The sequence below is a fragment of the Streptomyces sp. 3MP-14 genome (assembly GCF_006334905.2).
Lineage (GTDB): Bacteria > Actinomycetota > Actinomycetes > Streptomycetales > Streptomycetaceae > Streptomyces > Streptomyces triticirhizae.
The window spans coordinates 1-15190 of the sequence record NZ_VDLZ02000008.1; the positions used below are offsets into that span (position 1 = coordinate 1).

Below are 15190 nucleotides of genomic sequence, written 5' to 3' on the forward strand. Positions count from 1 at the left end.
GCTGTCCGGCATTGCACCGGACCGGACGGTGGCCGGACCTCTGATCAGCGTCTCCGACGAACACCCCCGGGTCCCGGCGACACCACCCCCCAGGTCATGCCTTCGACAGGGGGCAACAGTCATACCGGGCCCAGAGGCCAGCGGCCCCATTGCAGGACCGCGAAAAAGATAGCGGGGCGCGCTCATCGTCCTCGGATTCGAATGGGTCTAGATCGAGGGTTGTTGACACTGGTCACAGCAGTTGGAGCTTGAGCATGACGAGGACATCCGATGTGGTGGAGACCCAGCCGTCCGCACATCACTCCCCATCGCGTCGACACGGCCTTGGAACCCGTGTCATCGCATTGCGCATCGCCCGCAAACTCGCCTGGCCCGCATCTGCCCCATCCTCGGCCTTCCCACCTTCCACGGTGCACAGCATCCTGACCCGACACAGTCTGGACCGACCCACTTGACCGGACAGGAGCATCGGCCAGGTAGTCTCACCGAGCCTCGCGTGTTGCTGAAATTAGCTGCACCCGACGTCGGCACCCTCCGGGCTTGCGGAGCCGGGGCACTTCCTCGCCACGATGGGAAACGCGGGGGCGCAGCACAGGGACACCCTGCTACACCCATTCCACAGTGCTCGCAATCTCCGCTTTCCCACGCTGGGACGCGAATGGCAACGGCAACGGCTGGGATGGGAGCGCCGCCAGCAGATGAGGCCGCTGGCGAGTGAGACGAGGGCGTTGTGTAGGTCGGTCGGCGTTCCCGGCGGATGGTGAGGCGTTTGAACTGTTGGAGGAGGGCGAAGGTTCGCTCGACGACGTAATGGAGCTTGCCCAGGCTCTCGATGTTCGGGCTTCCCTTGCGGGAGACGACGGGCAGGATGCGGCGTTTACGCAGTTCATGGGGGTTGAGGTCGTCGTCGTATCCCTTGTCGCCCAAGAGGGCGTCAGGGCGCTTGCGCGGGTGTCCGACTCGACCGGCGACAGGCGGGACGCCGTCGACCAGGACGAGGGTCTGCGTCACGTCGTTGACGTTTCCGGCGGTGGTGATCACCTTCAGCGGTGTACCGTTCCCGTCGCAGATGACGTGGTGCTTGCTGCCGGTTTTGAGCTGCTCTGAGTTTGGTGGAGTCCTTGAAGCCTGGCTATGTTGCCGGGCCGCAAGGAGAACCGCAGCAGTGCCAGCACCACGTAGGTATTCCGACGAGCTCCGTGAGCGCGCGGTCCGTGAGGTCCGGGCGACCGGACGGCCGATCGCGCATGTCGCGAGGGATCTCGGGCTTCACAAGGAAGCCCTGCGGGGCTGGGTCCGCCAGGCCGAGGCGGACGTCGGGGAACGCGATGATCGGCTCACGACTGCCGAACGCGAGGAGCTGAAGCAACTCCGCCAGGAAGTAGCCGAGTTGCGGCGGACGAATGACATTCTCAAAGCGGCGAGTGCGCTTTTTGCCCAGGAGCTCGACCGTCCCCGGACGAAGCCGACCAGGTGATAGAGCACCTGAAGGAGATCGGCTTCGGGGTCGGGCCCGTATGCCGGGTACTGGACCTGTCAGAGTCCGCTTATGCGGGTTTTCACCTCATGGGTTGAGAGGGCGGTACTGTAGCTCCGGCATCGGTTCCCCACCTCCCACTCGATGACCGGCATGCCGTGGGCCCGGTAGTAGACCTGCTCGATGCGCTTGCGCTCGCGGTAGCTGGCCAGGTCGTTCATGCCCCAGACCTCGACTAGACGGGTCCCGCCGGGTGGTCGGTGAGGACGAAGTCGGGGAAGACGTTGGTGGTGGTGTCGTAGCGGAGGGGTTTGAGGTAGCTGCGGCCGGCGGCCGCGAGGGCGTCCGCCATGGTGATCTCGTGGGAGGAATCGGCGGGGATGTAGGCGCGGTTGGTCAGCATGACCGCCAGGTCCTCGACGATCAGATAGTCCTTGGGGCTCAGGCTGACCAGGAAGAGGCCGACGCGACGGGCGTCCTGCGCGGGGGACGTGGTGGCGAGGACGGCGCGGTGTGCCCGGCGGGCCTTCTCCAGCAGCTCGGTGCTGGTGAACAGGGCGCCGGGCAGGTGGCGTAGGGAAAGGCGTTCGCCGTAGCGCGTGGGGGGATGTCCTTGATCTCGCCCAGGATGAGGCCGCGCCGCTGCGTGGTGCGGCGCTGGCCGAGCCGATCGCGGAAGGTGTTGAAGGCCGCAGCGTGGCTCTTGGCCGTCTCCGGGCGGTAGGGCGGGACGAGGTAGAGGGCCTCGGACAGCGGTAGCGCGTTCACGGTGGCCTCGTCGAGCAGGGCTCGCAGCAGACTTTCGCAGGTGCGCCAGGTGCGCCAGGTGCGGGTCCGGTGCGGGCTCCACCGGGTGAGCCCGGCGGTCTCCCACAGGTGGTGGAGAAGACCGAGGAGTCCGACGGAACGGCGTTCTCCGGTGGCGGAGGGGGAGTTCGCCTTCCTGGGGGACCGCATGGTTTGGGCTGGGGTGGTGCGCAGGGTGAGGGGGTTCTCGAGTCGGATGTGGGTACCGGCCTCGTCCTCGGCGATGGCGCCGCCCGTGTAGTGGGAGCGGCCGGAGAGGCTCGGGGGGATCTTGTGGAAGGGGCAGTTGGGGGCGTGGTGGTGTCCTTCGCCCGGCCAGCCGGCGAGGTGGTGTCGGCCGGAGCGGACGCGGATGACGAGCTTGAGTGGGGACCTGCGGCAGAGGCATTCCGCGTGACCGACCACCACCTTGGCTCGGCTGAGGAGCTTGGCGTAGCGGCCGGGGTGGTTCCGCACGGCGGACAGGGACAGCGTCTGGTCGGCGATCCGCACGAGGGCGGAGGCGGGGTACACGAGGATGTGCTCCCGGTCAGATGGTCGGGCTCGGCGCGGGTGGGGAGGCGGCCCTCGGACGTCTTCTGCCGCGCTGGTCGTCACCGTAGGCGCCGGCGAGTCCGGTCTCCAGGTCTCGGCGGGAGGGAGGGCGCCGGTACTGGGGTTCGCGCGACCGAGCGGCGCGGCTGGCGGGCGTGGGGGTGGTGATGCCCTCGACCTGAGGCGGGAGGTGTCGGTCGGCGGCGGACAGGATTCCCCGGACGACCTCTCCAGCCAGGCGCGCGGGGTGTCTGTCCCGAATGTCTGGGCCGTGTGCTCCACACCGGTGGCCGCCCGCTCCTGGACCGGTGCGGTGGCCTGGTAGATGGTGAACAACCCGTCGAGTTGCCGGGCGGTGATGGGGGACCAACGCAGGCGGGCGGACAGGGAGACGGGGCGGTGTTCGATGGCGTCGCAGACCAGCCGTCGCCCGATGCGTTCGATCAGATGAGTGCCGTCGTCGGCGAGGGACTAGGCTGCGGCCAACGGGCGGTAGAGGTCTCGTAGCAACGGGCCGAGTCCTCCGAGCTCCGCGAGCAGGGCGGCGGCCGGCGAGTTGACGATAGGTCTCGGCCTCGACGTTGGCCCGGGTCCAGGACTCCCGGTCGCTCTCCAACGTGCCCAGCACACGCTCGACGACCACCTTCAAAGGGACGGACCTCGACCGGAAGCGGCGGGACGCTTTCCGGGCCCGCCGAAGCCAGCGTTCGGGGCGACGAACACCCAGCCGCCGTGCCCTCTCACGCCACTCCTCACGCTCGCCTTCGCGGTCGTGGGCCTGCTTGTCGGGGCGCGCGATCAGCGTTGCCCGCTGGGCCAGCTCGTACTCCTCCGCCCGGCTCGGCTCGCGCCCTTTCACCTGGCGGAACTCGGCGACCAGTTGGGCAAGCTGCCGTTCGGTTTGGGTTCGCCGCGCGGAGAAGGCCCGGATCACGGTGGCGGGCACCCCGAGGAACTCCCGCACCGGGCGCTTGTCCGAGCGCACCGTGTCCGCGCGCGGCGCCGCGACCACCTTGAGCTCCCGATGCATCCCCCGCTCGATCTCGGCCGTGTACTGAGCGGACAGGGAGACGACCAGCCGGTGCAGGTGCCGCGCGTCCAGCGCCAGCCAGCGACCGTCCTCGGTGCGCACCTTGGCGGAGATCGCGACGTGTCGGTGCCAGTCCGGATCGCCTGCCCGGCTGGAGCGGTGCTCGAAGCCGGCGGCGATCAGGCCGCTTCCCGGTAGCTGCACCACGCCCCCGGGGCCGCTCCGCGTCCAGCACGCCTCCCGTTCCAGCCGCGCGAACACCTTCCTGAACGCCTCGCGCTCGACCTTCTCCAGGCGCTCTCGTGTCTTGTCATCCGCCGTTCCCCAGAGAACGGCGAAGCTCTTGACGGGCGAACACACCATCTCCCAGCCGGAGCGCGCGGTGCGGTTACCCATCCGCTCCGTCTGCTCCCGCAGCTGGTCGCGGCGTGCGTCCGAGGCATGGGGCTCGGCGGCCAGCAAGGTGTCGAAGTGCTCCTCGGCGGTGGGGTACCTGGGCCATGTCCGTTCCAGTGGTGCACCGTCCACGGGGGAGACCCCATCCTTGAAGATCGCGTCCGCACCGGCCTCGGTGACCTGCCCCTTCAGCTTGAGGTCAGTGGCCTGCCGCCCGAGCCAGTACCCGGGGGTGTCCCCACCGGACGACCAGTAGGCGCCTGCCTCCTGACGCCCCAGCTCGACGTCTTCGGAGATCACGGTGCTATCAGATAGTCGATGCCGGAACCGGCGCTGATCGGGTGCAGTGTGATCACCGGCGCGCACCCCGGACCAGCACCAGGGTTACCAAAAGAAGCATCGCGATCACAGTGAGAGATCGTGCTAGGTGGCAGGCACGGTATCCCGGAGTGCAAACGGTGTGCCTGAAAAAGATCTTCGAAGAAGTCCTCTTCCCAGTGAGTCGCTTCTTCTGATGATTGACTCTTCGTCCTGGGCGGCCCGCGCGGAGTCGGCGGGGGTGCGACCGGCTGGCCGGCCTCGGCGACCAGCCCGTGGTGCGCGGCGTGGCCCCGGAGGACAACCTGCACCCCGAAGTCACCGTGGCCGAGGCCCGCCAACTGCCGGAGCTGCGCGAGGGCCAGCGGCTGGCCACCGAGGGGGTGAACGCCGCCATCGAGGTGCTCACCACCGAACTGGGGCTCGCCGACGACGAGATCGTGCGGGTGCCGGCGCTCTTCCACCGCCTGGAGATCCCCGACTACCCGCGAAGGACATCGTGGCCAACTACCTGCTGGCGATTGCCAACGGACCCCAGCCGGGCACCGACACCTATCTGTCGCCGCAGCCCCACGCGCCGGCCGACGCCGAGGGCCGCGACGTCTTCCAGCGCGCCACCGAGGAGGCGCTGGCCCCGCACGGCGTGGACGTCGCCTGGGTCGACGACTGGCAGTACGCACACGGGGTGGGAACGGTCGGCGGCAATGTGCACTGCGTGACCAACGCGTTCCGTCAACTGCCCGACGATCTCGCCTGGTGGCGTTGATCAGGACGGGTACTCATCCGGCGGCGGGGCGGGGGAGTTGGCCGCGCGTCCGTATGTGCAGGTGACCGGGAAGGGGGTAGGCCGGCGGTGCCGGGGGCAGGAGCGTCGTGTAGGCGTACCCACTCTTCTCCGCGACGCGGCACGATGCGGCGTTGTCCACCTGATGCAGGAGTTCGAGGCGCGTCAGTCCGTTGCCGGGGGAGGCGGGGAGAGCGTTGAAGGTGGGGAAGGCGGTGAAGGCCCAGTCCGTCAGGGCCTGTAGTGCTCGGGGTGCCACTCCCCGGCCGCGCGCATGGGCTGCGGTCCAGTAGCCAACCTCGGCGGACGACGTGCCCGGCATGACGTTCCTGAGGACCACGTTTCCCAGCAACCTGCCGTCGGTGCCCGCGCTTCGGGATTCGACGACGGCGAACCCGAAGCGGTCTCCCGTCTCCCACCCCCGTTGCTGTTCGTGGATCCAACGAGCCGCGCTCGCCTCGTCGTTCACGGTCGGACTCGTCCACCGGCGCAGGGCGTCGTCCCGATACAGTTCAACCAACTCGGCGGCGTCCGCCGGGTCCCAGGGACGCAGTATGAGAGCGGGGGCCGACGGTGTGGCGTCCGCCGTGAGCAGTGCGACGATCTTCTCCATCGGCCGAGCGTATGGGGCCGCAGCGGCTTCGGGCGTTGGGTGTGACTGCGGGGCGGGGCTGGGTGGTTGTCGCGTCACCGGGCTGCCCGTGTCCGCAGAGCGGTGACGGACCAGTCGATCACCGGGGTGAGGCGTTCCGGTGCCGGCCAGTCGTTGATCAGCGCGAGTAGCCGGAGGTACCGGTCCCTGCGCGGATCGCTCGCGGCTTCAAGGCGGTGGAGCAGCCACCGGTGCGACTCGGCGTCGTCGGGTCGGCCGTGCGCGAGCGCGCAGCGGGCGGTGAGCGCCGCGACGACCGGATCGGCGTGCGGCGAGTCGGGGCTGATGCCGCGCGCCACCGCCGGCCCAACGAGATCCCGGACCATGGCGAACATGTCCGGGCGGGGTGGCGTGGGAACGTCGCCGGGCCGGGCGGGCGCGTGGTCCTCGGTCAGGCGTCGCAGACTGGCGCGGAAGTCCGGGTCCAGAGACAGTTCAGCCAGCTCCACCCACGCTCGGATCTGTTCGTCCGAGGGGCTGTCGGGTAGCTCGGGCGTCATGGAACGCCGAGCCGCGCCGAAGTGGGCGCGGAGGTGGGGGCCTTCGAAGACGCTGTTGAGGAAGTCGTCGATCAGGCGTCGGCGTTCGGCTTCGGACAGGGTGGCCAGCTGGTGCATGAGTTCCATCTCCTCGGGGGTGGGTTCGCGTTGGGCGGCGGCTGTCAGAACGCCCCGTCGCAGACGCAGGATGCTGATCTGTGCGTCGAGGGCGGCGGCGTGTTCCGCGGCGACCTCGCCGAGCGTGAGTTTCTGGTTCACGACCTGCCGGATCACGGGGAGGCCGAGTCCCAGTTCGCGCAGTGTTCGCACGAGGGACAGGCGGGCGACGGCGTCCGGGGCGTAGAGACGGTAGCCGGCGGGGGTGCGGCCGGCGGGCTCGACGATGCCCCGGTCGGAGTAGAACCGGATGGTCTTGACCGTCAGCCCGGTGCGCCGGGCCAGTTCGCCGATCGAGTAGCGGGTGCCGCCGTCCATAAGCCCACCTTCCTGTCTCCCCCTGCGGGAGACTCAAGCCTGCGCGCTCCCTGTCTCGTTGCGGGACGGGCGCCGGAGGCGTCGGGGCGTTGGTGAGGCCACCTTCCCCGCGACCCGTGCGGCGGGCCGCCGAGCCGCAGTCATGCGATCCACCAGGATCGCGAACCGGTGCTCCACGCCCAGGAGAACGCCCGACTCGGCCGACTCGCACCCGGACGAGGTCTCCCACGCCTCGCCCCTGGGGAACTTCATCCTCCATCGAGCACCCGGCCCTGAGTCGGCCGGGATACAGTTCCCACTCCGGGCCGCTGGGTTACCGGCGCACTGGTCAACCGGGCATCACGCCACGGTGGTTCGGAACCGCAAGCACACACGCGACACGCGGATCGCACCGAAGCGGAATGCCGGAGTTGGGCGTGATGTCTGTCGACAGGCTCGTTATGGCACGTCGACTGAGCGCTATCACCCCAGCTCAAAGGCCGTGGCGGCCGTCCTCCGTGGGAGCTGAGGATCGCAACTCCAACGGCGAGATCGTCGGCGCGGTCTGGGCGGCGGTGGCGGCCGTCACCCCCGGCCGGCCGCGCATCGCAACAAAACGTGGCGCCGGGGTGGTTGGTGGCGGCCCCTGGGTCGGGGTGCCGGCGGCCGGGGGCGCGGCGCGGTGCCGTTGCCGGGGTCAGGGGACGTCGCCGGGCGTGGGGCCGGCCGCTTGGGCCGGGGCGGGCGGGTGCCAGCGGAGCGTGTCGGTGTGGCCGTTGGGCCAGTGGACGGTGGCGGAGTCGGCGGCCAGGCGCAGGCGCGGGGGAACGGGTGGGGTGTCCGCGCCGTGGGCGCCGAGGAAGACGCCGACGGCGTGGCGGCGGCCGGTCGACTCGTACACGGGGGTGGCGCTGTGGGGGCCGAAGGCGTTCCGTCCGGTCGTGTGGTGTGCGGTGAGCGCGGCGGGGTCGCCGTCGAGCAGGAGCGTGAGCGCGCTGGTGAGGCCGTCGTCGCGCACCAGGCTCAGCGTCCCGGGCCGCCGGTGGGCGCTGGGCGGCCGGTGGTCGGCGAGCGCGTGGCCGCCGATGCGCACCCGGTGGCCGTCCTCGGCGACCTCGACGATCCGCACCTCCCAGGGGCCGTTGACCACGGAGGCGGTCACGACCGTGGGGCCTGACGGCCACCGTTCCCGGTCGGGCTCGCCCAACACCGGCCAGTGCGGGGTGTGTTCGGAGACGGCGGTGTGGTCGTGGAGGGTGCGGCGGCGCAGCGGGCTGCGGTGGGAGGGCGCGTTGTCGTCGGCGAGGAGAGCGACGCGGTTGTCGGGGCCCTGGTCGGCGCGTGCGTCGCCGTCGCGCGGGTGGGCCTCGGGGTCGCCGCTCAGGTCCAGGGGCGGGCCGAGGTCGGGGCCGGTGTGGGTGGCGTAGGCGAGGCGCGCGTAGCAGGGGTCGTCGCGGGCCGGCCGGTCGGGCGGGGTGTGGTCGGTGCCGTGGTTGACCACGCGCACGACGCCGTCGGCCACGGTGCCGGAGGCCAGCCAGCCGGGTGCGGCGATGACGCGGACGAAGTCGCCGCGTTCGACGGGGAGTCGCTGCTCTGGCTCGGTCCACACGGGGTGGTCGGGGGGTAGCAGCAGCCCGGTGAACGCCTGGCTGGCCCAGTAGGGCGAGGCGGGCCCGGAGTAGATCTGCCGCAGTGGTTCGAAGCGCCCGTGCCAGCCCAGGGAGAGCAGCCCGCGTTCGTCGAGGGCGCCCCGGTCCAGGAAGTACCGCAGGATGCCGCTGGCGGACCTGCGGGTGAGGCCGGGGGCCAGCGGGGTGGCCTCGAAGAGGGCTCCGACGAAGAACGGCGCGGCGGCGGCGAAGCGGTAGACGAGGGAACGCCCCTGGAAGAGGGGCGCCCCGTCGCCGCCGGTCAGGTGGACCAGGTCGGCGAGGTGGAGGCGCAGCCGCTCCCGGTGGCGGGCCAGCGCGTCGGGCTCGGCGTGCTCGCCGGAGATCCTGGCGTACCAGAGCGGGAAGAGGTGCAGGGCCCAGCCGTTGTAGTGGTCGATGTTGCTGAGGTGTCCCGGGACGCGGGCGCCGTCGCTGTACCAGCCGCCGCCGGCGTACCAGCCCTCGGTGCGTTCCAGGGCCTCGGAGATGTCCCACGTGGAGTGGGGCGCGCCGACCGAACGCAGGAAGGCGGCGACGACGGCGCGGAACCAGAGCCAGTTGTTCTGCGGCACCCGGGCGTTGGAGACACCGGAGAGCCAGGCGACGACCGCCCGCCGGGTCGGGTCGGGCAGGCGGTCCCAGATCCGGTGGCGGGTCTCGTGCAGTCCGATGGCGACGGCCGCCGCCTCGACCCTGGCCTGGGGCAGCGTCGCGGGGTGCGGCCAGGCGCCGGGGTGGTGCGGGTCGGTGCCGTGTGCGAGGCCGGCCGCGTAGGGGGCGAGGATCTCCTCGGCGTGGGCGTCGTCGGCGTGCGCGGCCCGGTAGGCGGCCAGCAGGAAGGTGCGGGCGTAGCCCTCCAGCGCGTCGCTGGCAGGGCCCGATCCGCTGGCGGGCCCGGGCAGTTGGTAGCCGGCTCCGCCGTGGACGGCGAACGGGCGCAGCGCCGCGAGGAGTTGGTCGGCCGTTCGCTCCCAGTCCCGCCGGGTCACCCCGGTCAGCGGGGAGGCGGGCGAGGCAGGTGAGGCAGGTGAGGCAGGCGAGGCGGGTGGGGCAGGTGGGGCGGGGCGGTCGGGGGAGGCGGGCGCGGTGTGGAAGGGGCGGGTCACGACGGCTCCTCGGGAGGCGATGCGCCTCCGCACTTTGACGCGGTAATGCTCAGTGGTCAATGGATTGCTTCGTTTTGCTTCATGGCCGCTCGCGGATGGTCAGGCGCTGTGGGCCAGCTCGGCCGGTTCGACGCGGTGGGCCAACGGCTCGCCCCGGACGGCCCGTTGGACCTCGCGCAGCGCGGCCAGGCCCAGTCGGCGCAGCTCGTTTCCCTGGGAGCCGGCGACATGCGGGGTGAGGAACGCGTTGGGCAGCCGGAACAGCGGGGAGGTCGCGGGCAGCGGATCGGGGTCCGTCACGTCGAGGATCGCGTTGATCCGGCCGCTGACCAGCTCCTCGGTCAGCGCCTCGGTGTCCACCAGGCTGCCCCTGGCGGTGTTGATCAGGGTGGCGCCGTCCGGCATCAGCGCGAGCCGTTCGGCGGTGACCAGCTGCCGGGTGGCCGGGGTCGCGGGCGCGTGGAGCGAGGTGATCGAGCAGTTGGCCAGCAGTTCGTCCAGGCCCACCGGGTGGACGCCCAGCCGCTTGGCCTCGGCCGCGTCCACGAAGGGGTCGTACAGCAGCACGTCGAAGTCGAAGGGGCGCAGCAGGCGCATCACCCGGCGCCCGATCTTCGAGGCGCCGACGATGCCGACCCGGCGCCCGAGGTTGCCGAGGTCCCGGCGCAGCAGGTTCGGCGGAGGCGTCAGCGCCGCCCGGTACTCCTCCCGCAGGGTGAGGATGCCCTTGCCCACCAGCAGGATCATGCCGAGGGCGTACTCGGCGACGGGCAGGGCGTTGGCGGCGGCGGCCGAGGAGACCGCGATGCCCCGGTCCCAGAGCGCCGGGCTGACCAGGCGTTTCACGGTGCCGCCGGTGTGGACCAGGGTGTGCAGGCGGGGGAGGGCGTCCAGGACGTCCGGGGAGATGGCCGGGCATCCCCAGCCGGTGAGCAGGATCTCCACCCCGGGCAGCAGGGGCCGCACGCGGGGGTCGTCGAAGTCGCGGACGACCAGGGAGGGGTCGATCTCGACGACCGCGTCGAGCGCGGTGAGCAGGTCGGGCGGGAAGAGCAGCGGGAGATGGGCGCCGTCGAGGGCGAACAGGGCGGCGGGGCGCGCGGGCATGGGCGGACACACTTTCGGGTTCGGCCGGGGTGGCGACCCGGGGCGGGGGGCCGCTCGGCGTGGGAGGCGTCGGGGGAGCGACGCACGACGGTTCAGCCCCGCACGGGGCGGAGCGCGCCGTGCCGTGGCTGAGCGATCATCCTCTCAAGAGAATGCTTCATGGTGAACACTTCTGACAATGTTCGCTCAGCTGCGCCACGCCGCCCTGCCCCAGGCGCCACGCCGCCCTGCCCCAGGCGTCACGCTGCCACGCCTCGGCTCAGGCGGCCGTGGCCCCGCAGGAGGCGCGGACGATCAGGCGCGGCTGGACGAGGAGTTGCCGCACCGGAACCTCGTCGGGGTCGGGGGCCTGGAGGCGGTCGAGCAGCAGGCGGGCGGCCAGTTCGCCCAGCTCGTGCTTGGCCGGCGCGACGGCGGTCAGCGGGACCTCGGCCAGCGCGGCGATCTCGTCGTCGTAGGCGATCAGCGCCAGGTCGTCCGGGGTGCGCAGCCCCGCCGAACGCATCCGGCGGATCAGCTCGATCGCGTCGTGGTCGGAGTGCACCAGCGCCGCCCTGGTGCGGCTGGCCAGGCACTCCTTGATGAACTGGTCGTAGTGGCGCGCGGCTTCGGCCGTGCCCTGCTTGGGGCGTCCGCTGTCCAGGGTGGGCGCCGATGGCTTGAGCCCGAGCTGCTCGACGGCCGCCGCGTGCCCCTCGGCGAGCAGCGGCGCGGTGGGGCTGCCGTTGGTGAACAGCGCGACCCGGTCGTGGCCGAGCCCGACCAGGTGGCGCACGGCGGCGAAGGCGCCCTGCCGGTGGTCGGAGGCGACGAACTCGCAGGGCTCGAACGCGTTCTCCGGCTGCCGTTCCATGAGGACGAACGGCAACCCGCCGGCGCGCAGCTGCTCCAGCGTCCCCGGCGAGAGGAAGTGCCCACCGGCCGTGGCCACCAGCAGCCCGTGCGCGCCGGCGGCCGCCAGCTCCTCGATCTGCTCCTGGTCCCTGGCCTGGGCGTAGTCGGTGAGCCCGATCATCACCCGGGCGTTCCGCTCGGCCGCGACCGCGCGGACGCCGGCGACCGCGCGCGGGTAGTAGTAGGTGGCGGATGGGACCATCAGGCCCAGCGAGAGTTCGGGGGCGGAGCCGCCGAACTGGCCCGAGGACGAGGGGAGTTGGCGCGAGGCCGGCTGTTCCCCTGACGGGGTTCCCGGCTTGGGCGTGGACAGTAGGGCGCCGCCCCGCACCCGGGTGACCCGCCCCTCGGCCTCCAGGTCCATCAGGTCGCGACGGATGGTGGCGCGGGAGACCCTCAGCCGATCGGCCAGCTCGGTGATCTTGAGGACGCCGGACTTCTCCAGCTCTCCGACCAGCAGCTCATGGCGTTGAGCGACGAGCATGTCGGTCATGGACCCTCCCAAGGGGAACAGAATCGTGCACATCGTAGACGAGGTGACGGATCGGCGCAGTAACAGGTGAAAGCGTGCGCACCAGATGATCCGATCCCGATCCTCGCGGGACGTCATGCGAGATCGTGCGAGATCGTGCGAGGTTGCGCGCCGTTTGGAGCGAACGGCGCGGCGGGGTGAACGCGGCCCTAGCCGGCGACCTGGCCGCTCGCCCCGCAGGAGGCGCGGACGATCAGGCGCGGGCGCAGGGCGAGTTGGCGCACGGGGACGGCGGACGGGTCGCCGGCCGCCAGGCGGTCGAGCAGCAGGTGGGCGGCGAGCCGGCCCAGTTCGCGCTGGGGCGGGGCCACGGCGGTCAGCGGCACGTCGGCGAGGGAGGCGATCTCGTCGCCGTAGGCGACCACCGCCAGGTCGTCCGGGGCGCGCAGCCCGTGGGCGCGCATCCGACGCAGCAGGGCGATGGCGTCCCGGTCGGTGTGCACCAGCGCGGCCCGGGTGCCCGAGCCACGGCACGCGCGCAGGAAGCGGTCGTACGCCTCGCCCCGCCCCTTCTCCCGCACGGCGTCCCGCGCCAGGTCGACGCTCGGGGCGCCGGGAACGAGGCCGAGCCGCCGGACCGCCTCGGCGTGCCCCTCCCGCACCAGCGCGCCCGTCGCGCCGCCGGCGGTGAGGAGCCCGACGCCTCGGTGCCCGACGGCGGCCAGGTGGCGCACGGCGGCGAACGCGCCCTGCCGGTGGTGGACGACGACGCACTCGCAGGCGGCGAACTCGTCCCAGGGCCGGTACTCGGCCAGCAGGAACGGGAGTTCGCCGGCCTGGAGCCGGCCCAGCACCGCCGCCGACAGGCGGTGCGGCTCGGCGCCCACCACGATCAGCCCCCGGACGCCGGCGGCGGCCAGCTCCGCCAGCTGCTCCGGGTCGCCGGGGCGCGCGTCGTGGGTCAGGGCGACGACCAGGCGGGCGCCGCGCCGGGCCGCCACCTCCCGCACCCCGGCGATCACGCGCGGGGAGACCTGGGAGGCGGACGGGACCAGCAGCCCCAGGGTCCGGCGGGGGTGCCGGCCGGCGGCGGGCGCCTGCCCCGCCGGGCCCGCCAGCAGCGCACCGCCCCGCACCCGGGTGACCCGGCCGTTCGTCTCCGCTTCCGCAGGTCTCTTCGGATGGTGTCGCGGGAGACCCCCAGGCGCGAGGCGAGTTCCGTGATCCGCAGCGCGCCGGCCGCCTCCAACTCCCTGATCAGCAGCGCCCGGCGCTGTGAGACGAGCATCTTCGACCATGACCCTTTCGGAGAACGCGTCCGGGCGGCGCACCCCGGCCGGCGCGCCGCAGGAGCCGTCAGCCCGCCTGTTGGAGCTGCTCCTCGAACTCGGTGCGCATCTGGTCGCCGATCGCCGAGCGCCAGTCGTCGACGGCGCGGTCCAGGTCGGAGAGGGACCTGCGGCCCTGGATGACGTCGTCCCGCGTCGAGAGCAGGTTTCGTTCGGCCGCCTCGGCCCTGGCCGTGGCGGACTCGGCGTGGAGACCGAGCGTCGGGTCGTCCTTGCGCCGCTCCAACACCGTTGTCTGGTAGGCGTGTTGGTATTCCACATCGTCCGGGCGGCCCGGCTGGTAGAGCACGGCGGGGCTGTCCACCAGGTAACGGGTCGGCACGCCGGTATTGGTCTGCCCGTCGGAGGTGTAGATGGGGTCGCCGTCCGCGTTCCGTTCGTGGTCCACGCCCTCCTCGCCGTAGACGCGGTAGAGGTGTTCCTCGGTGCCGAACGGCGCGGCCAGCCAGTCGAGGACGCGCAGGACCAGCCTGGTCTTCTCCGGGTCGTCCTGTTTGCGCAGGCCCGCGATGTTGAAGACGCCGTTGCCCGTGTGCCAGGCGGCCAGTTCGCCGCCCGCCCGGTCGTAGACGGGCATCAGGCCCAGCGCGAAGTCCTCGCTGTCGTTGGCGAGGGTGACCGTCGACCAGGCGCCGTAGCCGTCGCCGAGGGACATGGCGACGGTGCCGGCGCCGAAGTACTGGGCGAACGGGGTGCTGGGGTTGAACGTGTCGGGGTGGATGACGCCGGCGTCCCACAGCGCGGTCATGTCCTGGACGGACTGCCGGTACTCCTCGGTCTCGTAGAAGTGGGTGAGGTTGCCGCCCTCCTCCCGCCACACGTTGGGCTCGTCGTTCATCCGGGCCAGGAAGTAGAACGCCTGGGTCACGCTGCCGAGCGCCCAGCGGCGTCGGGAGGGGTCGGTCAGCTCCTGGCAGAGCGCCACGAACTCGTCCCAGCCCCTCGGTTCGCCGTCCACGCCGATCGCCTCGAACAGGTCCCTGCGGTAGAGGTGGTAGTGGCGGACGCGTCCCCGGGGCACGGGCACCGCGTAGAGGGCGCCGTTGAAGACGCAGTTCTTCCAGTGGGCGGTCGGGATGTTGGCGAGGTTGGGGTAGTCGCCGGCGGCGTCGCCGCCGAGGAACTCGTCCAGCGGGGCGAAGGTGTTGTGCAGCATGTCGGCGAAGTTCGCGCCCGGCCACAGCTGCATCACGTCCGGCAGGTCGCCGCTGGCCATGGTGATGGAGAACGTCTGCTCGTAGTCGGCGTTGGGCACCATCCGCATGTCCAGGGTGACGCCCAGCCGCTCGTTGAGGCCGCGCCAGTAGGAGTTGCGGTCCACGCCCGGCGGCACGGCGGTGTAGAGGTTCGCCAGCCCCGAGACCGTCTCCCCGTTGCCGGGCCGTTCCGCCACGCTGCGCGGGTTGTCGGTCGGGTAGTGCAGGAAGCCGGGCAGCACGCCGCTGGTCTCGTCGCCCGGCAGGTCGGGGGCGACGCCCTCGAACGGGAGGTAGCGGGGAAGCGCGACGGCGCTGTTGGCCTGGGCGCTGTTGCGGCCCGAACGCGCCCCCGAGGAGCAGGCGGTCAGCGGGCCCAGGCCCAGCGTGGCCGCGCCCAGGCCGAGGCCGGCCAGGAGCGTGCGGCGGGAGAGTGGTCTGGTGGACAACGTGATCACCT

The 15190-nt window shown here is 71.8% G+C and carries 14 protein-coding genes and 1 pseudogene; 2 read left to right on the plus strand and 13 right to left on the minus strand.

Annotated features, from left to right (window positions below; translation table 11 throughout):
- Positions 1-336: 336 nt before the first annotated feature.
- Positions 337-1242, minus strand: coding sequence for a transposase (locus FH609_RS32415; RefSeq protein WP_139668023.1), 906 nt, complete (start codon positions 1240-1242; stop codon positions 337-339).
- Between FH609_RS32415 and FH609_RS14770 the strand changes: the two genes are divergently transcribed.
- Positions 1166-1477, plus strand: a complete 312-nt coding sequence (locus FH609_RS14770; protein ID WP_193317898.1) for a transposase — start codon at positions 1166-1168, stop codon at positions 1475-1477. The two genes, FH609_RS32415 and FH609_RS14770, sit on opposite strands and share 77 nt — an antisense overlap.
- 59 nt (positions 1478-1536) lie before the next feature.
- Here the strand turns inward: FH609_RS14770 and FH609_RS31090 are convergent, their stop codons facing one another.
- From FH609_RS31090 to FH609_RS32140, 4 genes and pseudogenes are all read right to left on the minus strand, one after another.
- Complete coding sequence (locus FH609_RS31090) at positions 1537-1698, minus strand: hypothetical protein (protein ID WP_193317899.1); 162 nt, start codon at positions 1696-1698, stop codon at positions 1537-1539.
- 14 nt (positions 1699-1712) lie between these two features.
- Positions 1713-2881: pseudogene (locus tag FH609_RS31665) on the minus strand (DUF1173 family protein).
- On the minus strand, positions 2814-4544 hold the full coding sequence (gene mobF / locus FH609_RS14780; RefSeq protein ID WP_193317901.1) for a MobF family relaxase: 1731 nt from the start codon (positions 4542-4544) through the stop codon (positions 2814-2816). Before mobF ends, FH609_RS31665 begins: the two are co-directional and overlap by 68 nt.
- Complete coding sequence (locus FH609_RS32140) at positions 4541-5026, minus strand: hypothetical protein (protein ID WP_264372769.1); 486 nt, start codon at positions 5024-5026, stop codon at positions 4541-4543. Before FH609_RS32140 ends, mobF begins: the two co-directional genes overlap by 4 nt.
- Positions 5027-5061: 35 nt before the next feature.
- Here FH609_RS32140 and FH609_RS32145 point away from each other — a divergent pair, with 35 nt between their 5' ends.
- Positions 5062-5328: a protein-arginine deiminase family protein gene (locus tag FH609_RS32145; RefSeq protein WP_193317902.1), complete on the plus strand. Its 267-nt coding sequence runs from the start codon at positions 5062-5064 to the stop codon at positions 5326-5328.
- 13 nt (positions 5329-5341) lie between these two features.
- Here FH609_RS32145 and FH609_RS14790 read toward each other — a convergent pair whose 3' ends face one another.
- The 8 genes from FH609_RS14790 to FH609_RS14820 form a co-directional block, all read right to left on the minus strand.
- Positions 5342-5959: a GNAT family N-acetyltransferase gene (locus FH609_RS14790; protein WP_139667700.1), complete on the minus strand. Its 618-nt coding sequence runs from the start codon at positions 5957-5959 to the stop codon at positions 5342-5344.
- Positions 5960-6033: 74 nt separating this feature from the next.
- Positions 6034-6972: a MerR family transcriptional regulator gene (locus FH609_RS14795; protein ID WP_139667701.1), complete on the minus strand. Its 939-nt coding sequence runs from the start codon at positions 6970-6972 to the stop codon at positions 6034-6036.
- 676 nt (positions 6973-7648) lie between these two features.
- Entirely contained in the window at positions 7649-9595 is a 1947-nt protein-coding gene (locus FH609_RS14800) for a DUF2264 domain-containing protein (RefSeq protein ID WP_226961667.1), read from the minus strand.
- Positions 9596-9811: 216 nt separating this feature from the next.
- Positions 9812-10819, minus strand: coding sequence for a hydroxyacid dehydrogenase (locus FH609_RS14805; protein WP_139667702.1), 1008 nt, complete (start codon positions 10817-10819; stop codon positions 9812-9814).
- A 259-nt stretch (positions 10820-11078) separates the two neighbouring features.
- Entirely contained in the window at positions 11079-12206 is a 1128-nt protein-coding gene (locus tag FH609_RS14810; protein ID WP_139667703.1) for a substrate-binding domain-containing protein, read from the minus strand.
- A 188-nt stretch (positions 12207-12394) separates the two neighbouring features.
- Positions 12395-13321 carry a LacI family DNA-binding transcriptional regulator gene (locus tag FH609_RS14815; protein ID WP_226961668.1) on the minus strand — a complete coding sequence of 309 codons (927 nt, stop codon included), beginning with the start codon at positions 13319-13321 and terminating at the stop codon, positions 12395-12397.
- The gene (locus FH609_RS31675; RefSeq protein WP_226961669.1) at positions 13204-13473 is read right to left on the minus strand and encodes a DeoR family transcriptional regulator; all 270 of its coding nucleotides are present in this window, start codon (positions 13471-13473) and stop codon (positions 13204-13206) included. The genes FH609_RS14815 and FH609_RS31675 overlap by 118 nt, the downstream gene beginning before the upstream one ends.
- Positions 13474-13541: 68 nt before the next feature.
- Positions 13542-15179, minus strand: a complete 1638-nt coding sequence (locus tag FH609_RS14820; RefSeq protein WP_139667704.1) for an extracellular solute-binding protein — start codon at positions 15177-15179, stop codon at positions 13542-13544.
- Positions 15180-15190: the final 11 nt, after the last annotated feature.

Coding starts and splice junctions, on each gene's coding strand:
- FH609_RS14795 (WP_139667701.1), bottom strand. CDS start 6,972: ATGGACGGCGGCACCCGCTACTCGATCGGCGAACTGGCCCGGCGCACC.
- FH609_RS31675 (WP_226961669.1), bottom strand. CDS start 13,473: ATGCTCGTCTCACAGCGCCGGGCGCTGCTGATCAGGGAGTTGGAGGCG.
- FH609_RS14790 (WP_139667700.1), bottom strand. CDS start 5,959: ATGGAGAAGATCGTCGCACTGCTCACGGCGGACGCCACACCGTCGGCC.
- FH609_RS31090 (WP_193317899.1), bottom strand. CDS start 1,698: ATGAACGACCTGGCCAGCTACCGCGAGCGCAAGCGCATCGAGCAGGTC.
- FH609_RS14810 (WP_139667703.1), bottom strand. CDS start 12,206: ATGACCGACATGCTCGTCGCTCAACGCCATGAGCTGCTGGTCGGAGAG.
- FH609_RS14805 (WP_139667702.1), bottom strand. CDS start 10,819: ATGCCCGCGCGCCCCGCCGCCCTGTTCGCCCTCGACGGCGCCCATCTC.